The sequence below is a fragment of the Escherichia coli genome (assembly GCF_036503815.1).
Lineage (GTDB): Bacteria > Pseudomonadota > Gammaproteobacteria > Enterobacterales > Enterobacteriaceae > Escherichia > Escherichia coli_F.
In genome coordinates this window covers 2,478,858-2,498,249 of sequence record NZ_AP027764.1, presented here as the reverse complement: position 1 = coordinate 2,498,249, position 19,392 = coordinate 2,478,858, and the positions used below count along the sequence as shown (strand labels likewise).

Annotated in this window: 23 protein-coding genes and 1 pseudogene; 13 read left to right on the top strand and 11 right to left on the bottom strand. The window is 48.5% G+C overall.

Annotated elements, in window-relative coordinates; genetic code table 11:
* Positions 1 to 100: 100 nt before the first annotated feature.
* The 4 genes and pseudogenes from AABJ99_RS12010 to AABJ99_RS11995 all read right to left on the bottom strand — a co-directional run.
* Positions 101 to 922, bottom strand: coding sequence for an antitermination protein (locus tag AABJ99_RS12010; RefSeq protein ID WP_000762868.1), 822 nt, complete (start codon positions 920 to 922; stop codon positions 101 to 103).
* Complete coding sequence (locus AABJ99_RS12005) at positions 919 to 1,293, bottom strand: RusA family crossover junction endodeoxyribonuclease (RefSeq protein WP_000904112.1); 375 nt, start codon at positions 1,291 to 1,293, stop codon at positions 919 to 921. The genes AABJ99_RS12010 and AABJ99_RS12005 overlap by 4 nt, the downstream gene beginning before the upstream one ends.
* A gap of 12 nt (positions 1,294 to 1,305) precedes the next feature.
* Entirely contained in the window at positions 1,306 to 2,355 is a 1,050-nt protein-coding gene (locus AABJ99_RS12000) for a DUF968 domain-containing protein (RefSeq protein ID WP_338387565.1), read from the bottom strand.
* A gap of 1 nt (position 2,356) precedes the next feature.
* Positions 2,357 to 2,452: pseudogene (locus tag AABJ99_RS11995) on the bottom strand (hypothetical protein); the annotation flags it as partial.
* A gap of 399 nt (positions 2,453 to 2,851) precedes the next feature.
* Between AABJ99_RS11995 and AABJ99_RS25015 the strand changes: the two are divergent.
* The 4 genes from AABJ99_RS25015 to AABJ99_RS11980 are packed head-to-tail and all read left to right on the top strand — an operon-like array spanning position 2,852 to position 5,634.
* Positions 2,852 to 3,415 (top strand): MFS transporter, encoded by a 564-nt coding sequence (locus AABJ99_RS25015; protein WP_241232354.1) that lies wholly within the window; start codon positions 2,852 to 2,854, stop codon positions 3,413 to 3,415.
* Positions 3,309 to 4,052 (top strand): MFS transporter, encoded by a 744-nt coding sequence (locus tag AABJ99_RS25010; RefSeq protein WP_283956327.1) that lies wholly within the window; start codon positions 3,309 to 3,311, stop codon positions 4,050 to 4,052. Before AABJ99_RS25015 ends, AABJ99_RS25010 begins: the two co-directional genes overlap by 107 nt.
* An 11-nt stretch (positions 4,053 to 4,063) precedes the next feature.
* The gene (locus AABJ99_RS11985) at positions 4,064 to 4,756 is read left to right on the top strand and encodes a gamma-glutamylcyclotransferase (RefSeq protein WP_000957771.1); all 693 of its coding nucleotides are present in this window, start codon (positions 4,064 to 4,066) and stop codon (positions 4,754 to 4,756) included.
* Positions 4,753 to 5,634: a LysR family transcriptional regulator gene (locus tag AABJ99_RS11980; RefSeq protein WP_000019008.1), complete on the top strand. Its 882-nt coding sequence runs from the start codon at positions 4,753 to 4,755 to the stop codon at positions 5,632 to 5,634. The genes AABJ99_RS11985 and AABJ99_RS11980 overlap by 4 nt, the downstream gene beginning before the upstream one ends.
* 130 nt (positions 5,635 to 5,764) lie before the next feature.
* Here AABJ99_RS11980 and AABJ99_RS11975 read toward each other — a convergent pair whose 3' ends face one another.
* The 6 genes from AABJ99_RS11975 to AABJ99_RS11950 form a co-directional block, all read right to left on the bottom strand.
* Positions 5,765 to 7,042: a DUF2254 domain-containing protein gene (locus AABJ99_RS11975; RefSeq protein WP_000625668.1), complete on the bottom strand. Its 1,278-nt coding sequence runs from the start codon at positions 7,040 to 7,042 to the stop codon at positions 5,765 to 5,767.
* Between the two features lie 63 nt (positions 7,043 to 7,105).
* Entirely contained in the window at positions 7,106 to 9,103 is a 1,998-nt protein-coding gene (locus tag AABJ99_RS11970; protein WP_039021288.1) for a BCCT family transporter, read from the bottom strand.
* A 340-nt stretch (positions 9,104 to 9,443) separates the two neighbouring features.
* Positions 9,444 to 9,866 (bottom strand): DUF977 family protein, encoded by a 423-nt coding sequence (locus AABJ99_RS11965; RefSeq protein ID WP_001151151.1) that lies wholly within the window; start codon positions 9,864 to 9,866, stop codon positions 9,444 to 9,446.
* Positions 9,867 to 9,906: 40 nt separating this feature from the next.
* A complete protein-coding gene (locus tag AABJ99_RS11960) occupies positions 9,907 to 10,977 on the bottom strand; it encodes a hypothetical protein (protein WP_001262352.1) in 1,071 nt (356 codons plus the stop codon).
* Between the two features lie 78 nt (positions 10,978 to 11,055).
* On the bottom strand, positions 11,056 to 11,481 hold the full coding sequence (locus AABJ99_RS11955) for a toxin YdaT family protein (RefSeq protein WP_000693836.1): 426 nt from the start codon (positions 11,479 to 11,481) through the stop codon (positions 11,056 to 11,058).
* Entirely contained in the window at positions 11,465 to 11,746 is a 282-nt protein-coding gene (locus AABJ99_RS11950; protein ID WP_000391949.1) for a transcriptional regulator, read from the bottom strand. Before AABJ99_RS11950 ends, AABJ99_RS11955 begins: the two co-directional genes overlap by 17 nt.
* Positions 11,747 to 11,846: 100 nt before the next feature.
* Between AABJ99_RS11950 and AABJ99_RS11945 the strand changes: the two genes are divergently transcribed.
* The 9 genes from AABJ99_RS11945 (at position 11,847) to AABJ99_RS11905 (ending at position 18,182) form a co-directional block, all read left to right on the top strand.
* Entirely contained in the window at positions 11,847 to 12,266 is a 420-nt protein-coding gene (locus AABJ99_RS11945) for a hypothetical protein (protein WP_000362155.1), read from the top strand.
* Between the two features lie 265 nt (positions 12,267 to 12,531).
* Positions 12,532 to 12,687, top strand: a complete 156-nt coding sequence (locus AABJ99_RS11940; protein ID WP_000379589.1) for a DUF1391 family protein — start codon at positions 12,532 to 12,534, stop codon at positions 12,685 to 12,687.
* A 1-nt stretch (position 12,688) separates the two neighbouring features.
* Entirely contained in the window at positions 12,689 to 12,817 is a 129-nt protein-coding gene (ydfB, locus tag AABJ99_RS11935; RefSeq protein WP_000344935.1) for a protein YdfB, read from the top strand.
* A 29-nt stretch (positions 12,818 to 12,846) separates the two neighbouring features.
* The gene (gene ydfC / locus AABJ99_RS11930) at positions 12,847 to 13,062 is read left to right on the top strand and encodes a protein YdfC (protein WP_338387564.1); all 216 of its coding nucleotides are present in this window, start codon (positions 12,847 to 12,849) and stop codon (positions 13,060 to 13,062) included.
* A gap of 539 nt (positions 13,063 to 13,601) precedes the next feature.
* Complete coding sequence (gene dicB, locus AABJ99_RS11925) at positions 13,602 to 13,790, top strand: cell division inhibition protein DicB (protein WP_001331023.1); 189 nt, start codon at positions 13,602 to 13,604, stop codon at positions 13,788 to 13,790.
* Positions 13,787 to 13,978, top strand: a complete 192-nt coding sequence (ydfD, locus tag AABJ99_RS11920; protein WP_001083273.1) for a lysis protein YdfD — start codon at positions 13,787 to 13,789, stop codon at positions 13,976 to 13,978. Before dicB ends, ydfD begins: the two co-directional genes overlap by 4 nt.
* 93 nt (positions 13,979 to 14,071) lie before the next feature.
* On the top strand, positions 14,072 to 16,543 hold the full coding sequence (locus tag AABJ99_RS11915) for an exonuclease (protein ID WP_338387563.1): 2,472 nt from the start codon (positions 14,072 to 14,074) through the stop codon (positions 16,541 to 16,543).
* 72 nt (positions 16,544 to 16,615) lie between these two features.
* On the top strand, positions 16,616 to 16,867 hold the full coding sequence (locus AABJ99_RS11910) for an excisionase family protein (RefSeq protein ID WP_000005552.1): 252 nt from the start codon (positions 16,616 to 16,618) through the stop codon (positions 16,865 to 16,867).
* A 34-nt stretch (positions 16,868 to 16,901) separates the two neighbouring features.
* Positions 16,902 to 18,182, top strand: a complete 1,281-nt coding sequence (locus AABJ99_RS11905; RefSeq protein ID WP_000876976.1) for a tyrosine-type recombinase/integrase — start codon at positions 16,902 to 16,904, stop codon at positions 18,180 to 18,182.
* A gap of 187 nt (positions 18,183 to 18,369) precedes the next feature.
* Here the strand turns inward: AABJ99_RS11905 and rspB are convergent, their stop codons facing one another.
* Positions 18,370 to 19,389, bottom strand: a complete 1,020-nt coding sequence (rspB, locus tag AABJ99_RS11900; RefSeq protein ID WP_039021286.1) for a Zn-dependent oxidoreductase — start codon at positions 19,387 to 19,389, stop codon at positions 18,370 to 18,372.
* Positions 19,390 to 19,392: the final 3 nt, after the last annotated feature.

The window sequence follows — 19,392 nt, the reverse complement described above, 5'->3', positions numbered from 1 at the left end:
AACCCGCTCGGCGGCGGGTTGTAGAAACTCTTCTAACGTCAGGCATAAAAAGCCCATCGTTATGATGAATTTACCACAGATTTCGGAAAAATCAACCTTGTTACCTAGTTACCTTTTTTAACTGCCGCTCAGCCCATCCTTCTTCAATATCAAACCGGGTCACCAGCGCATCATAGAATTTCTTAACTGTTTTTTCCCATGACGCGCGTGTTATCTGGTTTGTCACCTCGCATATAGCATTAAATGCCTCCGTTGATGGTAGTCTTTCATAGCCACGACCACCACAACGCTGGCAGTCTCTGATAACAGGCATACCACGTTTTACCGACTCTTCACGGTGAATGGCGACACCACGCCCACGGCAATCCTTACAGGCGGTGGAAACCTCACCCTTTCCGCCACACTCCGGACAGGCAACTTTTACCACCTCCCTGACTTTTTTCCATTCTTCCCAGTAAGACGGATACACACCTTTCGTACACTTTGCCCATACCGGCGGCTTACCATCCGGATACTGGACCTTGTTTGTAAAAACTACGCTTTCAATAAATTTTTCCCCATAGCAACAAGGGCACTGCTTTTTACTCGCTGCGCTGCGGGCATAATCCTCAAAAGCGTACGAAGCCATAATGCGCATCACTACCGGTTTTATTTCTGCCGGAAGTTTTCTCAACGCCGCCACACGATCGCACCGACTGAGTGCATAATCTGCCAGTAATTCTGTTGCCCGCGCCCTGTCATTCATACTGATGCCCATTTTCCCCAGGAACGCAGAAAACCCCATCTCAGCCCGATTCTGTGTCATGCCCTGCGCGGCCATCACATCAGTGATACTCAGCGCATCTTTTGACGTTGAGGCCGATGCATCGGTCAGGCAAGGGGATTTTGGGGAGTAGTATTTCGGTAAATCTTCCAGTTTCATTTTTTGACCTGCTCTTCATGCATTATGGGGTAAATCTTCACCCCCAGACGTCCACCAGATACTGGCTGACCACGAACGATATTGATTTCATCAAACTGCTCATCGTCCATTAACACTCCCGCATGCGTCAGCGCATCCAGCGGTGCTTTCAGGATATTGTCCAGGTCGCGACGACGCTTATCCGGTGGCTCTGCAATCACCTTTATCGCCAGCCTTCCGGACAGGCTTAATTTCAGCCGCTGCTGGCGAACAATAAGCGCCACAGCCCGGCGATAACGCTTTCCCTCCTCCGAGATAAAATATGTGCTGCCACGGCGTCGCCAGTAAGTGTTCACCGTCGGCGGGTAAGGTAAAACCAAATCTATGAGCATCACTCACCTCTTTTACCCAAGCACGCCAGTTGCAAAGGCGTGATCAAGAAAACGAAAAATTAAATCAACCTGAGAACCATGCTTTTCTTCGAACGCCAGAGGATCCGCATGAAGCTCGTTGTGATGCTCCCGACACAGCGGTAGCGTGAAAATATCGTGAGATTTTGTCCCCATTCCGCCCTGACCATGACCAATCAGGTGATGGGGATCGTCGGCTGGCTTACCACAATACGCACACGGCTGTGTCTTCACCCAGCGTGTGTATTTCTCGTTAACCCAGCGGCGACGTTTAGGTCGTTTCATGAAAGATTCCGGAGACTCAGGATCAACGGCAATGCTGACCACCGTCTTTTCCTGTGGTGGGTTCTGTTGCTGGTGGGCGTGAGGCTGCGGCGCAAGATTTTTTGTGCGCTGTTTCAGTATGCTGGTGGCGGTCTGCTCTCCCGGTACGATGTCGCTTTCACGGTACATTGAGCGGATTTTTTCCGCACGCAACCCCAGCGAACGACGTAATACCGCTTCCGGTAGCGCGTCCGCCACCTGATTGCGGACCGCCCACCAGGATAATTCAGCCAGCGATAATTCCCGCTCCTGTGTGCCATTCATTGCGTGACGAATGACGTCAATCATCCATGCTGACAAGTTTTGGTGAGCAAGTTGCTCAAGTGATTCGGAGGTCTGGTCACGCAACTGGTTGTCGCAGTGCCAGCACAACACCATTGCGCCGGTACCATAACGGTGAATGACGGTTTCGCTGTGATGATAATCGCCGTGTGGCCACTGGCAGGATTTAATATGGCGCAACAGCCAGTCAGACAATGCACCAGCACCACCAGCAGCACGAATCACCCGTGCGTTACTGAAAAACGGCAGCAATGTTTTGTCTTCCACCAGCGGCTGGCGAACGGCAGGAACGCCCCCGGACGGCAGATTACGCATGCTTTTCGGTTCCGGCTCCACCAGTACCCGGGTATTGTGGAATACCGGCATGGATTCACGGCCCGGCTTAACGATCACCAGCCCGAGTTCCGGTACCAGAACAGGTCGAAGTAATACTCGCACGTTACCTCCAGATGCGTTGCTGGAATGTGCGGGACGGACGCGGTGATCGTTCGGAGTAAGGAAGCCTGACGGAGATTATCCAGTGACGATATTGGACGTACACCAGTTCTGATAAATATGAGGCTGTCTCATCATTGATTCAATATAACTATTGGGTATAGTTTCTGTGATTTTGTTCTGTAGAAATGGAACACAACAACCAGTCACCACCAGCACTTCTTTAAATACGCCAAGTCCGACGCAAGCTAACCTTCTAGTCCGCTTTGAGCGAGGAGCGGACCAAACCCGGCCAACTGACTCTTAAAGGGGCCGCAGGAATTTTTCGTCTGAACTTTCGAAGCTCCTCTCCCTGAAGACAGAAAACTTCTGTGTGCTGTGGGAATATTGAATCTTTGCATTAGATATAAATAATTTTATCCCGCCTGAAGTTTACATTATTTTATTTATCTGTTTTTCTAAATCAGACTGCACTCCTTACTTAAATCAGGAGCCAGTCATGCCATTTGTTATTTATGTGTTTACTATCAGTGCCTTTGCGCTCGGACTCGCGGAATTTGTCCCCATTGGGCTGACAGACGTTATGGCTCAGGGGTTGTGTGTGGGTGTGGAGCAGACCGGGGCAGCGGTTACAACCTATGCACTGGGGGCAACGTTCGCGGCACCCGTACTGTCTGCGCTGACAGCAAGCTGGAGCCGGAAAAATGTAATGCTTACAACTGCCGTTGTGTTTACTGCCGGTAGTCTGGCGGCCGCGTTTGCAGCCACATTACCTCAGCTCCTGTTAGCGCGGTTCATTGCTGGTCTGGGACACGGCCTGTTTCTGGCTGCGGCATCCAGTACCGCAGCTCGTCTTGCTGGACCGGGTAAAGCAGGCAGAGCGGTGGCTGTGGTATTTGGTGGCTTTACTCTGGCGATGGCAATCGGCGTACCGCTGAGTACATGGTTGGGGGGGGGTGGTCTCATGGCGTCCAGTTCTCGGCGCTATTGCCGCTTTTGGCGCGTTCGGATTCCTTGGACTGTTGTTCGGTATGAAAGATCCCGTACGCAGCGTGCCCGGTGAACATAGTGACTCAGCAATGCAGAATATCGGCATGCTGTTTAACCGTAAGTTGCTGGCCGGCGCGCTGGTTACGGTGCTGGCGTATGCAGGCTCGTTTACGGCTTACACCTTTATCGCACCTATTCTGACGCAGGTGACAGGGGTTACCGGAGCAACGGTGAGTCTGTTTATGCTGGTTTACGGTATTACAGCTGCGGTAGGTAATATTCTTGGTGGGAAACTTACCGACAGCATGGGGGTTAATCGTGCCAATATACTCATCATTAGCGGCATTGTTGTTGTCGTGCTTGGTATGTGGCTGCTGTCATCCTCACCGGTGAGCATGGGCATTCTGGTTGCGCTGCTGGGTATGGTGACATTTGCCGCAGTGCCGGCACTGCAGGCCCGTCTGATTGGTGTCGCTGAGCAACATGCTCCTCATGCGCATGGTGTTGCTGCCGGCCTGAATATTGCGGGCTTCAACTCAGGTATAGCGCTGGGATCAGTACTGGGCAGCATTACTATAAGCCACGCCGGTATCGTGTATACCGGTATCAGCGGTGCGATTGTTTCTCTGCTCGGCCTGCTGTTGCTGCTTGCACAAATCCGTCGCAGCCACAGTCGTAAATTTCAACAGGTTAAAATCGTAGGCCAGTAAAGGGAGGTTATATGCTTACCCGTGAAAATATGCTTAATGGCACATTTGTCAGGGTGCATGAAGCGCTGCTCCCGGCGAATATGCTCTGGGACGCTGAAAAAATACGCGCATCAATGAACTCTACTCTGGAGGAGCGCCCGACGGGTGCTCCTTTCTGGATATTTGCCTACGGGTCATTGATGTGGAATCCCGTGCTGGCAATTGAAGAAATGCAACGGGCCCGTCTGAAAGGATGGCAGCGCAGTTTCTGCATTCGTTTGATATCCGGACGAGCGACTCCTGATGTCCCCGGCAGGATGTTATCGCTCGACGAAGGTGGAATTACCGAAGGTATTGCGTTCAGACTGCCGGAATCGACTCTTATTAATGAGCTGGAAATTGTCTGGACGCGCGAGATGATAACCGGTCTTTACCGTCCGGTCTGGGCAGACGTTTCGCTAGGAAACGGTGAGGAAATTCAGGCGCTGGCTTTCGTATCAGACAGACTGCATCCGCATTATGAACAGGACAATCTTACAGCGACCGTAGCGTTGAGCATCGCATCTGCCCGTGGAGACATTGGCACGAATGCAGATTATGTATGGAAACTGCAGGCCACTCTGGGTGCGTTGGGAATACGGGATGATTACGTGAGTGAACTGGCCCTTGCTCTGCATGAGGCTCCCTGTAACGATAAACTTCATCAGCGAGGCGCTTCACTATGAGCCATCTGAGCCATCTGCGAACGTTTCTTGAGGCCTATCGCTCTGGCTCCTTTTCAAAGGCGGCAGAACTACTGGGCATCACTCAGCCCGCGGCGTCACAGCATATCCAGTCTCTTGAGACTCTGGTTGGTAAGCGTCTGTTTATCAGGCAGGCCAGAGGCGTGACGGCAACCGAAGCTGCGGATGAGCTTGCCCGCTCAGTTTCACCCTTCATTGATGGTCTGGAAGAAAAGCTGTCCTCTTTCCGGTCAGGCTCTGTACACGGGGGAACAATTAATCTGGCAGGACCGCCAGATTTTATTCATTCCCGGCTTGGGACAGTAATGGCTCCACTAATGAAGGAGGGGTATCGCCTACGCTTTCATACCGGCAATAAGCAACGTATTTATTCCCTTTTGCATGACGGGAGCGCCGATCTCGCTGTTACCGCATCTATGCCTGATGACCGTCTGTACGGCTATGCACATCTACTGACTGAACGCATGCTCCTTGTTCATGCTCCCGCCATGTCAGAGATCATCGGATCAGAACCTGGTGCTGAAACGCTTGCCTCATTACCGCTGATTGCTTATGACGAAGAGTTGCCACTGATTAGAGCGCTCTGGGCCTCCATGTTTCAGAGAGCCCCTGAGATGCAGGCTACATTCACCATTCCGGATTTACGTATTATCCGCGACTTGGTCTGTGACGGCCACGGGTGGACAGTGCTGCCGGATTATCACTGTGACAATGACCTGAAAAGTGGTCGCCTGATTTCAGTGACACCTGCAGACCTCGCTCCGACTAATCATCTTTATCTGGTCTGGAACAAAAGGACGGCTAATAACAGCCGAACCGCCTATGTTCGGGATTACATTCTTAAAACGTTTCCGCGTTGATGTTTGAAACGGATGATTGGCGATGCGTATCATAAGTTACGTATGTCCGCTTCTGGCACAAAGCAGACGCCCACTCTCACGCGAATGCTTTGCCCTTGACTTGCCAACAACCGTATCGCTTGCTCCGCAACTATGGTTTTTTATTAGAACCTTCGCCACTAAATAAATTATAATAAATTGATTTTATTAGATATCTGTCAGAATCTATATGGTCAGCACGAGTAGCATGCTCTAATGTTTCAAATGCTAGGGTTTGTGCGGCTTCAGCAAAAATTCCAGGCCAACCCTTACTCAGCATCGACAGTCCTTTAAGTACCCTTATCTGAATTTCCCTCATACTGGCACCATCGCGCGCAACAGGTGAGAAAAAGTCTTCAAGTAGATCGTTATTCTGAAGTGGTGCAACATGTACAGAAGGATATTTCACTTCTATTTCATCAGATTTATTCTGCGCGTAAGCGGAAAGTATACGTACACCTCTGCCAATGACATCAATGGCGGTTCCAGGATCGTTCACTGCGGGGGAAAGGGCTCGGCAGGCTATTTCGGCCATGACGCTAAGACAAAATCGGGGGTCCTGAGCAAATGAACGTACATCCGAGACAATAATCGTCTCAAGTAAATCGGTGCTGATTGATGACTCCTGGCCCTGACTCAGGTACAAAACTGGCGTGGACGGATGTATGAAACTGCCCGGCTGCGCCACGAGGTATACATGACGGGGATCATTGGTCAGCAGCTTGCTGAGTTTCACCATATCAACATATTCAACATAGCCAATCTTTTTCGGATAAACTGCAACCGTTCCTTTCGGCTGTTCATTGTTCTCAAGCCAAGGATATCCGCCGAGACAGGGATTTCTTGCTCTCGCAATAAATGTTTCGATGGCCGCCTGTTCTACTTTTGCCGTTGTCTCACCAACCCTCCCCAGAGAGGTCAAATGCTGTATCCAGCGAAGCAATGTGATGAGGATTAAGGCAATGACAACCAGTGTTACAATGAATAAAATGACTCTCCCCCTTTCTCCATAAGCTCCCATATTGAGGGCAATAATCCCTACCAGACTGAAGAGAAAAGAACCGATGAAGGTGGCCAGTACATTTTGTGTGGTGACGTCTTCAACAACTAAACGAGTAGCTCTGGGAGTCACATTAGTAGTGGCTGAACCGTAGGCTGTGACCATGATGCTCAGCGAAAATGTGGTCACTGCCAGCATACTCGATGCCAGTATGTTCAGAATGTTATCGACTGCTTCCGCACCAACCTTCACGGAAACCGACTCAGGTATCATTGATTTAAAAAGAATTGATAAAAGGGCCGTTATTATTGCGACAATTGCGAATAACGTTGCCCTGAACCATAGTTTTTTAAATGTCTGCTTCAGCATCCATTTCCAGCGTGAAATCATTCTGCATTCCCTCATATTGCAGCCGGGATAAATAAATGCCGCCTCTGTGGCGGCATGTTGCTGTTAACGAACCAGATGCAGGAAGTGCAGGTGTTTTTCGTACTGGTCCAGTATGTCATTAATCAGCTGTTCCTGATTCCAGCCCATTACATCATAATTTTGGCCGCCCTCTTGGAGATAGACTTCAGCGCGATAATATCGATGTTGTTCACTCTGCTGCTCATCATTATCCAGCGCAGCGAGCGCGAAGGTCGGTGAGTTATACCCGCGAAGCCTCACTTCATATATATAATTCAGCTCGTTGCCCAAATCGACTTCAAGGCGAATACGATCCTCGGCGGCGTCACTGATGTGGCTTATCGTTCCCTGCTTGTTAAGTTCCTCCTGAACCAGCGTCATGGCGGGTTGGATAATGTCGTCCATAAAACGTTTCACAAGAGAGCGCTTCGGCAAATACGCGATATTGCGTAACCTTCTCTGCCAGGGAATTGGGTTACGTGCAGCCGTAGGAGCAATAGTCGCCATGCTAAGGCTTTCACGCTTGGTCAAATCCCGACGCAGGGCTTTTAACAGTCCGTATATGGATATTAATAAGATAACTGAGAAGGGCAATGCACTCGCTATCGTTACGGTTTGCAACGCACTCAGCCCCCCTGCGATCAGCAGGGCAATAGCAACAACGCCCATGAGCGATGCCCAGAAAATTCGCTGCCAGACGGGCGTGTTTGCCACCCCACCTGATGCCAGAGTATCCACAACCATTGCCCCCGAATCAGCAGACGTTACAAAGAAGACGATGACCATCGCCATTGCAATGAATGACAGCACGGAAGAGAACGGGAAATGCTCCAGGAAATTAAACAGGGCAAGCGCAACATCCTGCTGAACGGTATTGGCGAGGTCAGTGGCGCCCTGGTTCATGATGAGATAGATGGCGCTGTTTCCAAACACCGTCATCCACATGAGCGTAAAGCCGGCGGGAACAAACAACACGCCAGTCACGAACTCACGAATTGTCCTGCCGCGGGAAACGCGTGCAATGAACATACCTACAAACGGCGACCATGAAAGCCACCATCCCCAGTATAATAATGTCCAGCCCCCCAGCCAGTTGCTCGACTTGGGTTCATACGCGTAAAGGTTGAACGTTTTACTCACCAGTTCCGACAGATAACCACCCGTATTTTCCACAAATGACTTCAGCAGAAGCACAGTGGGACCCAGGCACAAGACCAGCGCCAGGAGCAACACCGCCAGGCCCAGATTAAGCTCAGACAGGATGCGTATTCCCTTGTCCAGGCCGGACACCACCGAAATCGTCGCTAACCCCGTGATGACCACGATCAAAATGACCTGTACCGTTTCATTGATGGGCACGCCGAAAAGATGGTTCAAACCGGCATTCACCTGCAATACACCGTAACCCAGTGATGTTGCAACGCCAAAGACAGTGCCTATCACGGCGAAGATATCAACCGCGTGGCCTATAGGCCCGTAAATGCGATCGCCGATAATGGGATAGAGCGCAGAACGCAGCGTTAAAGGCAGACCGTGACGGTAACTGAAAAAGGCCAGAATCAGCGCCACGATGGCATAAATTGCCCATGCGTGCAGACCCCAGTGGAAGAACGTCAGGCGCATGGCTTCCTTCGCTGCCGCAACGGTCTCTGGAGTGCCGACAGGTGGCGAAAGATAATGCATCACAGGTTCGGCAACGCCAAAGAACATCAGGCCGATCCCCATCCCTGCCGAAAAAAGCATCGCGAACCAGGAGTGGTAGCTGAAATCAGGCTGCGCATGGTCTGGGCCCAGCTTTATATCACCGTAACGTGAGAGTCCAAGGAACGTGACGCTCAGTAAAATCAGGGCCACAGCAAGTATGTAGAACCAGCTGGCATTCGTGAAGATTTGTTGCTGAAGTAGTTTAAAATTTTTGTCGGCGACATCCGGGAATACGGCGGCAAAGGCGACAAGAAGGAAAATTAGCAAAGCAGATGTAAAGAATACCGCTTTGTTAATCTGGCTTGTAGACTTCTTTGGGGTTGTATCATTTTCACTCATAATCATTTATTCCATTAATTAAATCCGCACTGGATAGAAGGTACTACCTCTCACAGAGTAGCAAAGTTCAACTGGCTATGCGGGGTTAATCGGAATGCATGGTGGAATGAGTGCCGATACAAATCATCCTATATTCTAAGGAGTTTTAAGTTACTCAGCCTGCCAATTACTGGGGCATTTAATTTGTATGATCTGTATCAAAGCTGGGATATAAGTTAAGTGAAGTATATTAGGCACGAATTACCAGCGTCTGCTCTTGGCACAAAGCGGACAACCACGCTAGCTCTACCCTGTGCCACAAAATGTCAATTTGCATCTGAACTAATGCACTTTAATCTCGTCACTTCAATAAATACCGAACATCCCCCTGATAAAACGACAATATGCGCTGCATAACTTCGCTCTTCCGGCACTCGCGACAGATTATGTTTAGGCGACTGTCGTAGCGACGTATTTCTCCGTCAGGTAATGACCAGATAAGGTCCGGATCAACCACAACCGGTTTCTTCAGCTTTGCCCTCGATAATTTTTTGCGGGCATTTTGCCAGTCTTTACGAGCCTGTTCAGACGGGAATAACCCGTAGCCAGAATTGTATACATCGCCACTGGCAACCAGCTCTCTGGCCAGAACGCTCATCAGATATCTTGTTGCCCCAGTTTTAGCTTCCAGTTGTCGTAACGTCTCGCGCCCACTCTGGCGTACGAGTTCAAGAACCTGCCCTTTAATTTTTTCCCGCTCTTCTTGTGTAAAAACTTTTGCCACAAGCCCTCCTGAAAATTACCTCATGACCAGAAATTAACACTTACCCCCTGAAGCCCGGCGGAATTTCGTTATCCGGTTCAGAAATATGATTCACACAACGCTGGTTGTTCGTGCCGCTTACCGGGAGCAACCAGGGGTTCTCAAAATTCCGGTCCGGTCCAAAAAACGTCGTCGCTCGCTGAACAAATTCCGTTCCCGTTTTCCCGGTAGCCGCCAAGTATCTTGCGTAACGCCTCACGCCATCCAGCATGGCCTCTGGTGGCACCCCCTCGCGTAATCTGGCCTTCCAGGCACTGAAAGCGGATTTCTTCGGGTTTGCCCCAGCACGCAACGGGTACTCCCGCCAGACCTGTTCGAACACATCCGGATAATCCACTCGTCCCACAGACTGCCCGGTGTTTTCCGGGACTACCCGATCGGCTTCCCGCTGAATGGCGGAATCGGCTTCAGGCTGCTGCAGTTGGTGTGATTGCTCCGCCCTTGCGGTCATCACCTGCTGCACAGCGCCCGAATCGGCTTTCAGCGCATACGCTGAATCGGCTTCCGGTGTCGTGCCTGCTGGCTGACCAAGATTGACGGTCTGAACATCCCCTGCCTGGTTCGTGGCGTTTTTTACGCCATGGACCATAGTGTTTTGATCTTCTTGATCTGTATCTTTATCTGTATCTTTATCTGTCGTGACTCGTCGTGACATGTGCGTGACATTTCGTGACGCGCCGTGACAATCGCCATTTTGTTCCCGCTTTCTTTCCCTCTCTCGCTGCGCCCTCTTGCGCTCTGCAGGAGATTTTGCGGTTTGCGAAATATTGCCGTTGTCCTCTTTAAGCACCTGGCGTTTTTCCCATCCAGTGATTAAATCACCATCAAGTACCCGCCCCTGCATCGTCTGCAAAATTGAATCAATTACCTCTTCTGTCACGTCGAGCGCACTTGCCAAATCTTCTGTCGTGACATCAATGTGACCTCGCGTGACATTTCGTGACGCGCTCACCAGGAGGTGGATATACACTGCCATCACTGTTGCAATTGGCTGCCCTGACACCCTGGCAATTGTTCGCCACTTAGGGTCATTTGGCATGTCATGCCATAATCTGAGCCAGGCGTTAGCCATACTCACCTCTTTTGATACCGAATCTTTTTACTCACAAATTGCCGGAAGTGATCCGGTATGAATTATGAATATTGCGAGTCAATGCACAGCCACAATATTTCCTGCAGGGCCACCACGATTCATCTGGTTGAAACCAGCGATCGCCACTGCGACAAAATCATCAGCGTCTCTCACCAGTCGTTCCCGCGTCTCCACTAGTTCCCGAAAATAGGCTGAGCTATGGCTGCGCATTCGGGCCACCAGCAGAGGTGGCATTGCTTTTTCGATAGCTGGTAACAACGCCTGAATTTTTTCAACTGCATCAGGGGTGTCTTTCTCTACCCAGCGGAAAATTTTCTGGGTATTGCGAGCCAGGGCTTCCGGATGGCTGTCGTCATACAGTTCTGGGAACGTCATACCCAGTTCAAAATAAGCCCTGGTTATTTCAGCTGCCGGAACTTTTTCACCGTCCGGATGCGCCCAGGCATTCATCGCCATGCGGATGTGTTCATGCTTGATTTTCATGAATCAAGCTCCTAGAAAGTGGTTGTGTTAACATTTTGGTATCTTCCAGCTCGGGCCAAATATTCATCCAATCAAAAGGCCTTAGTTGCTGACGTGTAACTTCACCATTACTGGCTCGCTCAATAAGGACACATAACGATGCCCCTAACACTTGACCTTTACTCAATGCCTTTCTTAGATAACCGATGCTGGTACCACACTCGCATGCAAACATACGCTGTTCATCTGACGAAAGAGAATTGAGAAATATTCTTAATTCTTCCATAGCTACTCCTTAGTAAACACAGCAAAGAATACCCACAGGTAAACAAAAGTCAATACCCACAGGTTGTTTACCTTGCAGTAATCGCATCTATTATTTACCTATGGACAAATATGAATTTAGACGACAGCAACTCATCAAAATTCGTGATGAGAAATGCGATGGTAAAGCGGTTAACGTGGCCAGAAAGATCGGGCGCGAGCCTTCTTATGTATCAAGAATGTTGTACCCAGAGGGGAAAAAGGGAAAAAAACGGATCGCTGATGATATGGTGGAGATTATCGAAGAGTCCTTTGGGTTACCCCGGGGATGGATGGATGGTATCGTTTCATCATCAACGAACACAGCCTCCAGTTATGAAACAAGGGTTCTAACGCCACGACAACGTATTTTTTTAGATCTCTTAGACGAACTGCCAGAAAGTGAAGCGGATAACTTATTAAAAACTCTTGAAGAGAAAAAACAGTATTACAATATGATCTACGAAGAAATCCGTAAAAAGAAAGCACAAAACGCATCATAGCTCACCAAACAACTAGTCACCAGTTAAGACACCGCAAAAAGTTACCCATGGGTATTTACTTTTTAAATACCTATGGGTATCCTTCTTTTCATACCAACCCACCCCGCCCCACAGAATGCAGGGCAATACTTCGAGTTACCAGGCAGTGGTCAGGGGTTAAGTAGCCAGCCCGAGGCGTAAGAACATGACGGCAGGGTTCAACTTTAATAACTATGCAGCAGGTTTTTGTTCCGCTACCCCGGCGTTAAGGGGAAATGAGGTCAGCATGGATACTATCGATCTTGGCAACAGCGAATCTCTGGTATGTGGCGTGTTCCCCAACCAAGACGGTACGTTCACCGCGATGACGTATACCAAAAGCAAAACGTTTAAAACCGAAAATGGTGCCCGTCGCTGGCTGGAAAGAAACTCAGGTGAGTGATATGGATTTCGACACAATCATGGAAAAGGCTTACGAAGAATACTTCGAAGGTCTTGCCGAAGGCGAAGAAGCTCTCAGCTTCAACGAATTTAAACAGGCGCTTTCCAGTTCGGCAAAATCTAACGGCTGATAAGAGAAACAGCACCGCGAGGAATCAGTATGCAGAAACGAGAACCCGTCATCATCGCGCCAGACTATACCGATGATGAACTTTATGAGTGGATGCACCAGAAAATTAATGCAGCGCAGGATCTGAAATGGGCCAATGAAGCTAGGGCTAAGCAGGCTAAAAATCTGTCCGCTCTGGAGCAGGATATCACCAATCTGGAAAAAGCAGCAGCATTAAGCATTGCCAGAATGATTACAGGTTGGTAATAAAGGAGTTCTCCACGGGTGAGGTGGAGTGCGTGTGCCGGACACGGGTGAGCATCCGGCACTGACAGTTTACTGAAAGGATATTTCCCTGAAAAGTCAGACCATAACGCGAAAGCGCACGGCGAGGTAGCTGGTTCATAGATAGCCTGTCGTTAAATTTTCGTCGACCGTGCGCTTCCGGTTGTGGCAATCCGCGAAATGGCGCGGCGGTAAGTATGGCGGGGTTATTCCTTCCCCCGTTGAGGACACCGGGTTGTCAGGTTGACCATACGCTTAAGTGACAACCCCGCTGCAACGCCCTCTGTTATCAATTTTCTGGTGACGTTTGGCGGTATCAGTTTTACTCCGTGACTGCTCTGCCGCCCTTTTTAAAGTGAATTTTGTGATGTGGTGAATGCGGCTGAGCGCACGCGGAACAGTTAAAACCAAAAACAGTGTTATGGGTGGACTCTCTGTATCCGGCGTTAATTGTTAACTGGTTAACGTCACCTGGAGGCACCAGGCACCGCATCACAAAATTCATTGTTGAGGACGCGATAATGAAAACGTTATTACCAAACGTTAATACGTCTGAAGGTTGTTTTGAAATTGGTGTCACTATCAGTAACCCAGTATTTACTGAAGATGCCATTAACAAGAGAAAACAAGAACGGGAGCTATTAAATAAAATATGCATTGTTTCAATGCTGGCTCGTTTACGTCTGATGCCAAAAAGATGTGCACAATGAATTCAGCATTTGCGCTTGTTCTGACAGTTTTTCTTGTTTCCGGAGAGCCAGTTGATATTGCAGTCAGTGTTCACAGGACAATGCAGGAGTGTATGACTGCAGCAACCGAACAGAAAATTCCCGGTAACTGTTACCCGGTCGATAAAGTTATTCACCAGGATAATATCGAAATCCCGGCAGGTCTTTAAAACAGTTCCGTAATAAATATCCGGTTTCATTCTTATATGCCAGCAATGGCAGGGATTTATTCATCCTTAAATCTGTCATGAGGTTAAAATAAAATGAGTAAAGTCTTTATTTGCGCCGCTATTCCTGACGAACTGGCAACAAGGGAAGAAGGCGCTGTGGCTGTAGCCACAGCCATTGAAGCTGGCGACGAACGCCGTGCTCGAGCAAAATTTCACTGGCAATTCCTGGAACATTATCCGGCTGCTCAGGACTGCGCTTATAAATTTATTGTCTGCGAGGATAAACCTGGCATACCCCGCCCAGCCCTCGATTCATGGGATGCTGAATATATGCAGGAAAACCGCTGGGATGAGGATTCTGCTTCTTTTGTTCCGGTTGAGACTGAATCCGATCCGATGAACGTCACTTTTGACAAGCTGGCCCCTGAAGTACAGAACGCTGTCATGGTTAAGTTCGACACATGTGAAAACATCACCGTTGATATGATTATTAGCGCGCAGGAATTGTTGCAGGAAGACATGGCAACATTCGACGGACATATCGTTGAAGCGTTGATGAAAATGCCAGAAGTTAACGCCATGTATCCGGAGCTTAAGTTGCACGCCATTGGGTGGGTTAAGCATAAATGTATTCCTGGTGCTAAATGGCCCGAAATTCAGGCAGAGATGCGCATCTGGAAAAAACGTCGCGAAGGTGAACGCAAGGAAACCGGAAAATACACGTCTGTTGTTGATCTCGCCCGCGCCAGAACCAATCAACAGTACACTGAAAATTCAACAGGAAAAATCTGCCCGGTCATTGCTGCCATTCATCGCGAATACAAGCAGACATGGAAAACACTGGATGACGAACTGGCCTACGCTCTCTGGCCTGGTGATGTGGGTGCCGGAAACATTGACGGCAGCATCCATCGCTGGGCAAAAAAAGAAGTTATCGACAACGACCGCGAAGACTGGAAGCGTATCTCGGCATCAATGCGCAAACAGCCTGATGCCCTTCGCTACGACCGCCAAACTATTTTTGGCCTTGTCCGTGAGCGTCCGATCGACATTCACAAAGATCCCGTAGCACTGAACAAATATATCTGCGAATACCTGACGACAAAGGGCGCGTTTGAGAATGAAGAAACAGACCTGGGCACTGTTGATGTTCTCCAGTCATCAGAAACACAAACTGATGCAGTGGAAACTGAGGTATCTGATATCCCAAAAAATGAAACCGCGCCGGAAGCTGAACCATCTGTAGCGCGTGAGGGGCCGTTCTATTTCCTCTTCGCAGATAAGGACGGAGAAAAATACGGTCGCGCAAACAAACTTTCTGGTCTGGATAAGGCACTGGCTGCTGGCGCCACTGAAATCACAAAAGAAGAATATTTTGCCCGAAAAAATGGCACATACACGGGCTTACCGCAAAATGTAGATACCGCTGAAGATTCAGAACAACCAGAGCCGATAAAAGTTACCGCTGACGAAGTAAACAAAATTATGCAGGCAGCCAATATCAGCCAGCCTGACGCCGATAAGTTGCTTGCTGCATCACGTGGTGAATTTGTTGAAGGGATTAGTGACCCGAATGATCCGAAATGGGTTAAGGGGATCCAGACCCGCGATTCTGTGAACCAGAACCAGCATGAATCGGAACGGAACTACCAAAAAGCGGAACAAAACAGTCCAAATGCGTTACAAAACGAGCCAGAAACGAAACAGCCTGAACCAGTGGCGCAACAGGAAGTGGAAAAAGCCTGCACCGCTTGCGGTCAGACCGGCGGCGGCAACTGCCCTGATTGTGGCGCGGTGATGGGCGACGCAACATACCAAGAAACATTCGATGAAGAGTATCAGGTTGAAGTTCAGGAAGATGATCCGGAGGAAATGGAAGGCGCTGAACATCCACACAAGGAGAACACTGGCGGCAATCAGCATCACAATAGCGATAATGAAACTGGCGAGACGGCAGATCACCCAATTAAGGTGAACGGTCATCACGAAATCACATCCACCAGCAGGACGTGTGACCATCTAATGATCGACCTTGAAACCATGGGAAAAAATCCTGATGCCCCGATCATCTCAATAGGTGCAATATTTTTCGATCCGCAAACCGGAGATATGGGACCGGAATTTAGTAAGACTATCGATCTGGAAACTGCTGGCGGAGTCATTGATCGGGACACCATTAAATGGTGGCTTAAGCAATCACGCGAAGCGCAATCTGCCATTATGACCGATGAAATCCCGTTAGATGATGCACTGTTACAATTGCGGGAATTTATCGACGAAAACTCCGGTGAATTTTTTGTTCATGTCTGGGGAAATGGAGCCAACTTCGACAACACGATTTTGCGCCGTTCATACGAACGGCAGGGGATCCCCTGCCCGTGGCGTTACTACAACGATCGCGATGTACGCACAATCGTTGAGCTGGGGAAAGCCATAGACTTCGATGCCAGAACGGCTATTCCATTCGAAGGTGAGCGCCATAATGCACTTGATGACGCCCGTTACCAGGCAAAATACGTTTCAGTTATCTGGCAAAAACTGATCCCGAGTCAGGCTGATTCTTAATGTTCAACTGTCGCCGGTTGTGACTGGTATTCTGCAACCGGCGCTCGTCTAATGTAAGAGATAAAGAAATCGATGAGCGAAGTAATCATGATTGTCTCTCCCGGCAAATGGGTATCCGAAGAGCAGTTAATTGCGCTGAAAGGAATAAAAAAAGGTACGTTAAAAAAGGCCCGGGAAAAATCGTTTATGGAAGGAAGGGAATATAAGCATGTCGCTCATGACGGTATGCCATGGGATAACAGCCCATGCTTTTACAACCTGGAAGAAATTGATCGCTGGATTGAGCGCCAGGCATCAGCGAGACCAAGACGTCATCTTACTTGACTAAAAGCCACACTAACTAATGAGAGAAGTTGAAATGAAATATCCGACAGGCGTGGAAAACCATGGAGGGAAATTACGTATCTGGTTTGTTTATAAAGGCGTAAGAGTCAGGGAAAATCTGGGGGTTCCTGACACAGCAAAAAACAGGCGCGTTGCAGGTGAACTACGCGCCTCTGTTTGTTACGCAATAAAAACTGGTGTTTTCGACTATGCAAAACAGTTTCCCTCCTCACGCAATCTGGAAAAATTTGGTGAGGCCCGACAAGATTTAACCATAAAAGAACTGGCTGAAAAATTTCTGGCACTGAAAGAAACTGAAGTCGCAAAAACATCACTCAACACATACCGTGCCGTCATCAAAAATATCCTGAGCATAATCGGTGAAAAAAATCTTGCCTCATCGATTAATAAAGAAAAATTACTGGAGGTTCGTAAAGAGCTACTGACTGGATACCAGATCCCCAAAAGTAACTATATTGTTACACAACCAGGGAGATCGGCTGTAACTGTAAATAATTACATGACAAATCTTAACGCCGTGTTCCAGTTTGGTGTTGATAACGGTTACCTGGCAGATAACCCGTTTAAGGGGATCTCGCCATTAAAGGAATCAAGAACCATTCCGGATCCTCTTTCGCGGGAGGAATTCATCCGTCTTATCGATGCGTGCAGAAATCAGCAAGCCAAAAATTTATGGTGTGTTTCTGTTTATACTGGCGTTCGCCCTGGTGAGCTGTGTGCACTTGGATGGGAGGACATAGATCTGAAAAATGGAACAATGATGATCAGGAGAAATTTAGCAAAAGACCGTTTCACGGTACCAAAAACACAGGCGGGAACCAATCGGGTCATTCATCTTATTAAGCCAGCAATCGACGCTCTCCGGAGTCAGATGACATTAACGAGACTGAGCAAAGAGCATATCATTGATGTTCACCTCAGAGAGTATGGCAGAACAGAAAAACATAAATGCACCTTTGTTTTTCAACCTGAAGTGTCAGCGAGAGTAAAAAATTATGGTGACCATTTTACCGTTGACTCAATAAGGCAGATGTGGGACGCAGCGATAAAACGTGCCGGACTCCGCCATCGAAAATCATATCAGTCGAGACATACTTATGCCTGCTGGTCGCTGACTGCTGGTGCTAACCCGGCATTTATAGCAAACCAGATGGGCCATGCAGATGCGCAAATGGTATTTCAGGTATACGGAAAATGGATGTCTGAAAACAATAATGCACAGGTAGCTTTGTTAAATACACAGTTAAGCGAGTTTGCCCCAACCATGCCCCATAACGAAGCAATGAAAAATTAATTTAATATTTATCAAATAGTTGACACGTATGACTCTTGAAATCCATGAATTCAAGCGCAGTGCCCAGCCATCCCGATACTGCTGCTTTCACCAAATCCTTAGTGCTTCTTTCGTGTTTTTCTATTGTCATAATGGTTATCTCTAAAAAAGAGGTAAGATGCGTACTACTTACTCGCCGTTATTGGTATTATTCAGAAAAAGTGAGTAAGACTTTGCAGCAATGCTTTTGATCCTGTTCAAATAAACTAATGGCATCAGCAACATGCTGGAAATCAAACGTATGGGTAATTAGTTTTCCTGGTTTAATTAACCCTTTACTTAACCAGTCGATAACGACCGGGAATTTATTTGCATTTAAGCGTGAAGAGAAAATAGAGAGTTCTTTTCCGGTAATTCCTTGCTGAATCACTTCAGACGGTTCACTGGAGAAGCCCATCAATACAATACGTGCCGCTGGAGAAGCCAGCGTTACGGCTTCTTTCAGGATTGAAGGATGACAAGCCGCATCGATAATTAATGTCGGCTTTATGCCTTTTTCAGCAAAAATCTCGCCAAGCGGTGTCTGGCTGTTATTAATCGCCCAGTCTGCCCCGCTCTCTTTCGCTTTTTCCAGTCGTTCATCAATGCGATCGGCAACAATCACACTCTTAACGTTATAGACGCCTTTTAATACCTGAACGATCGTCAGGCCGATTGGACCTGCACCGTAAACCAGAACGGTATCATTTTCAGTCGGTTGACCATGACCGGTAACGTTAGCCGCAATGGTAAAAGGTTCGATCATCACCGCATATTGATCGGCCACTGCTTCAGGAATTTTCCACGCATTTTTTGCCGGCACCACGGCATATTCACTGAAACCACCGTCAGCGTGCACACCTAATACAGCCAGTGTCGTACAAACGTTCGGCTTACCTATAGAGCACGGATAGCAATGCCCACAGCTGACCACCGGATCGACAGCAACGCGTTCACCGACTCTGGCGCTTTCCACGCCTTCCCCCACTGCATCAATGACGCCAAAGAATTCATGTCCAATGACGCGCGGATATTTCGCAAAAGGATTATGCCCACGATAAATATGGCTATCTGAACCACAAATTCCGGCAAGTTTCACTTTTACTCGTACTTCACCCGCTGACGGGGTGGGTATTTCGCGTTCGATAATTGCCAGTTGATTCGGTTTTTCAATTAAAATGCTTTTCATTAT

Coding starts and splice junctions, on each gene's coding strand:
- AABJ99_RS12010 (WP_000762868.1), bottom strand. CDS start 922: ATGAAACTGGAAGATTTACCGAAATACTACTCCCCAAAATCCCCTTGC.
- AABJ99_RS12005 (WP_000904112.1), bottom strand. CDS start 1,293: ATGCTCATAGATTTGGTTTTACCTTACCCGCCGACGGTGAACACTTAC.
- AABJ99_RS25015 (WP_241232354.1), top strand. CDS start 2,852: ATGCCATTTGTTATTTATGTGTTTACTATCAGTGCCTTTGCGCTCGGA.
- AABJ99_RS11985 (WP_000957771.1), top strand. CDS start 4,064: ATGCTTACCCGTGAAAATATGCTTAATGGCACATTTGTCAGGGTGCAT.
- AABJ99_RS11980 (WP_000019008.1), top strand. CDS start 4,753: ATGAGCCATCTGAGCCATCTGCGAACGTTTCTTGAGGCCTATCGCTCT.
- AABJ99_RS11975 (WP_000625668.1), bottom strand. CDS start 7,042: ATGATTTCACGCTGGAAATGGATGCTGAAGCAGACATTTAAAAAACTA.
- AABJ99_RS11970 (WP_039021288.1), bottom strand. CDS start 9,103: ATGAGTGAAAATGATACAACCCCAAAGAAGTCTACAAGCCAGATTAAC.
- AABJ99_RS11960 (WP_001262352.1), bottom strand. CDS start 10,977: ATGGCTAACGCCTGGCTCAGATTATGGCATGACATGCCAAATGACCCT.
- AABJ99_RS11955 (WP_000693836.1), bottom strand. CDS start 11,481: ATGAAAATCAAGCATGAACACATCCGCATGGCGATGAATGCCTGGGCG.
- AABJ99_RS11950 (WP_000391949.1), bottom strand. CDS start 11,746: ATGGAAGAATTAAGAATATTTCTCAATTCTCTTTCGTCAGATGAACAG.
- AABJ99_RS11945 (WP_000362155.1), top strand. CDS start 11,847: ATGGACAAATATGAATTTAGACGACAGCAACTCATCAAAATTCGTGAT.
- AABJ99_RS11940 (WP_000379589.1), top strand. CDS start 12,532: ATGGATACTATCGATCTTGGCAACAGCGAATCTCTGGTATGTGGCGTG.
- ydfB (WP_000344935.1), top strand. CDS start 12,689: ATGGATTTCGACACAATCATGGAAAAGGCTTACGAAGAATACTTCGAA.
- ydfC (WP_338387564.1), top strand. CDS start 12,847: ATGCAGAAACGAGAACCCGTCATCATCGCGCCAGACTATACCGATGAT.
- dicB (WP_001331023.1), top strand. CDS start 13,602: ATGAAAACGTTATTACCAAACGTTAATACGTCTGAAGGTTGTTTTGAA.
- ydfD (WP_001083273.1), top strand. CDS start 13,787: ATGAATTCAGCATTTGCGCTTGTTCTGACAGTTTTTCTTGTTTCCGGA.
- AABJ99_RS11915 (WP_338387563.1), top strand. CDS start 14,072: ATGAGTAAAGTCTTTATTTGCGCCGCTATTCCTGACGAACTGGCAACA.
- AABJ99_RS11910 (WP_000005552.1), top strand. CDS start 16,616: ATGAGCGAAGTAATCATGATTGTCTCTCCCGGCAAATGGGTATCCGAA.
- AABJ99_RS11905 (WP_000876976.1), top strand. CDS start 16,902: ATGAAATATCCGACAGGCGTGGAAAACCATGGAGGGAAATTACGTATC.
- rspB (WP_039021286.1), bottom strand. CDS start 19,389: ATGAAAAGCATTTTAATTGAAAAACCGAATCAACTGGCAATTATCGAA.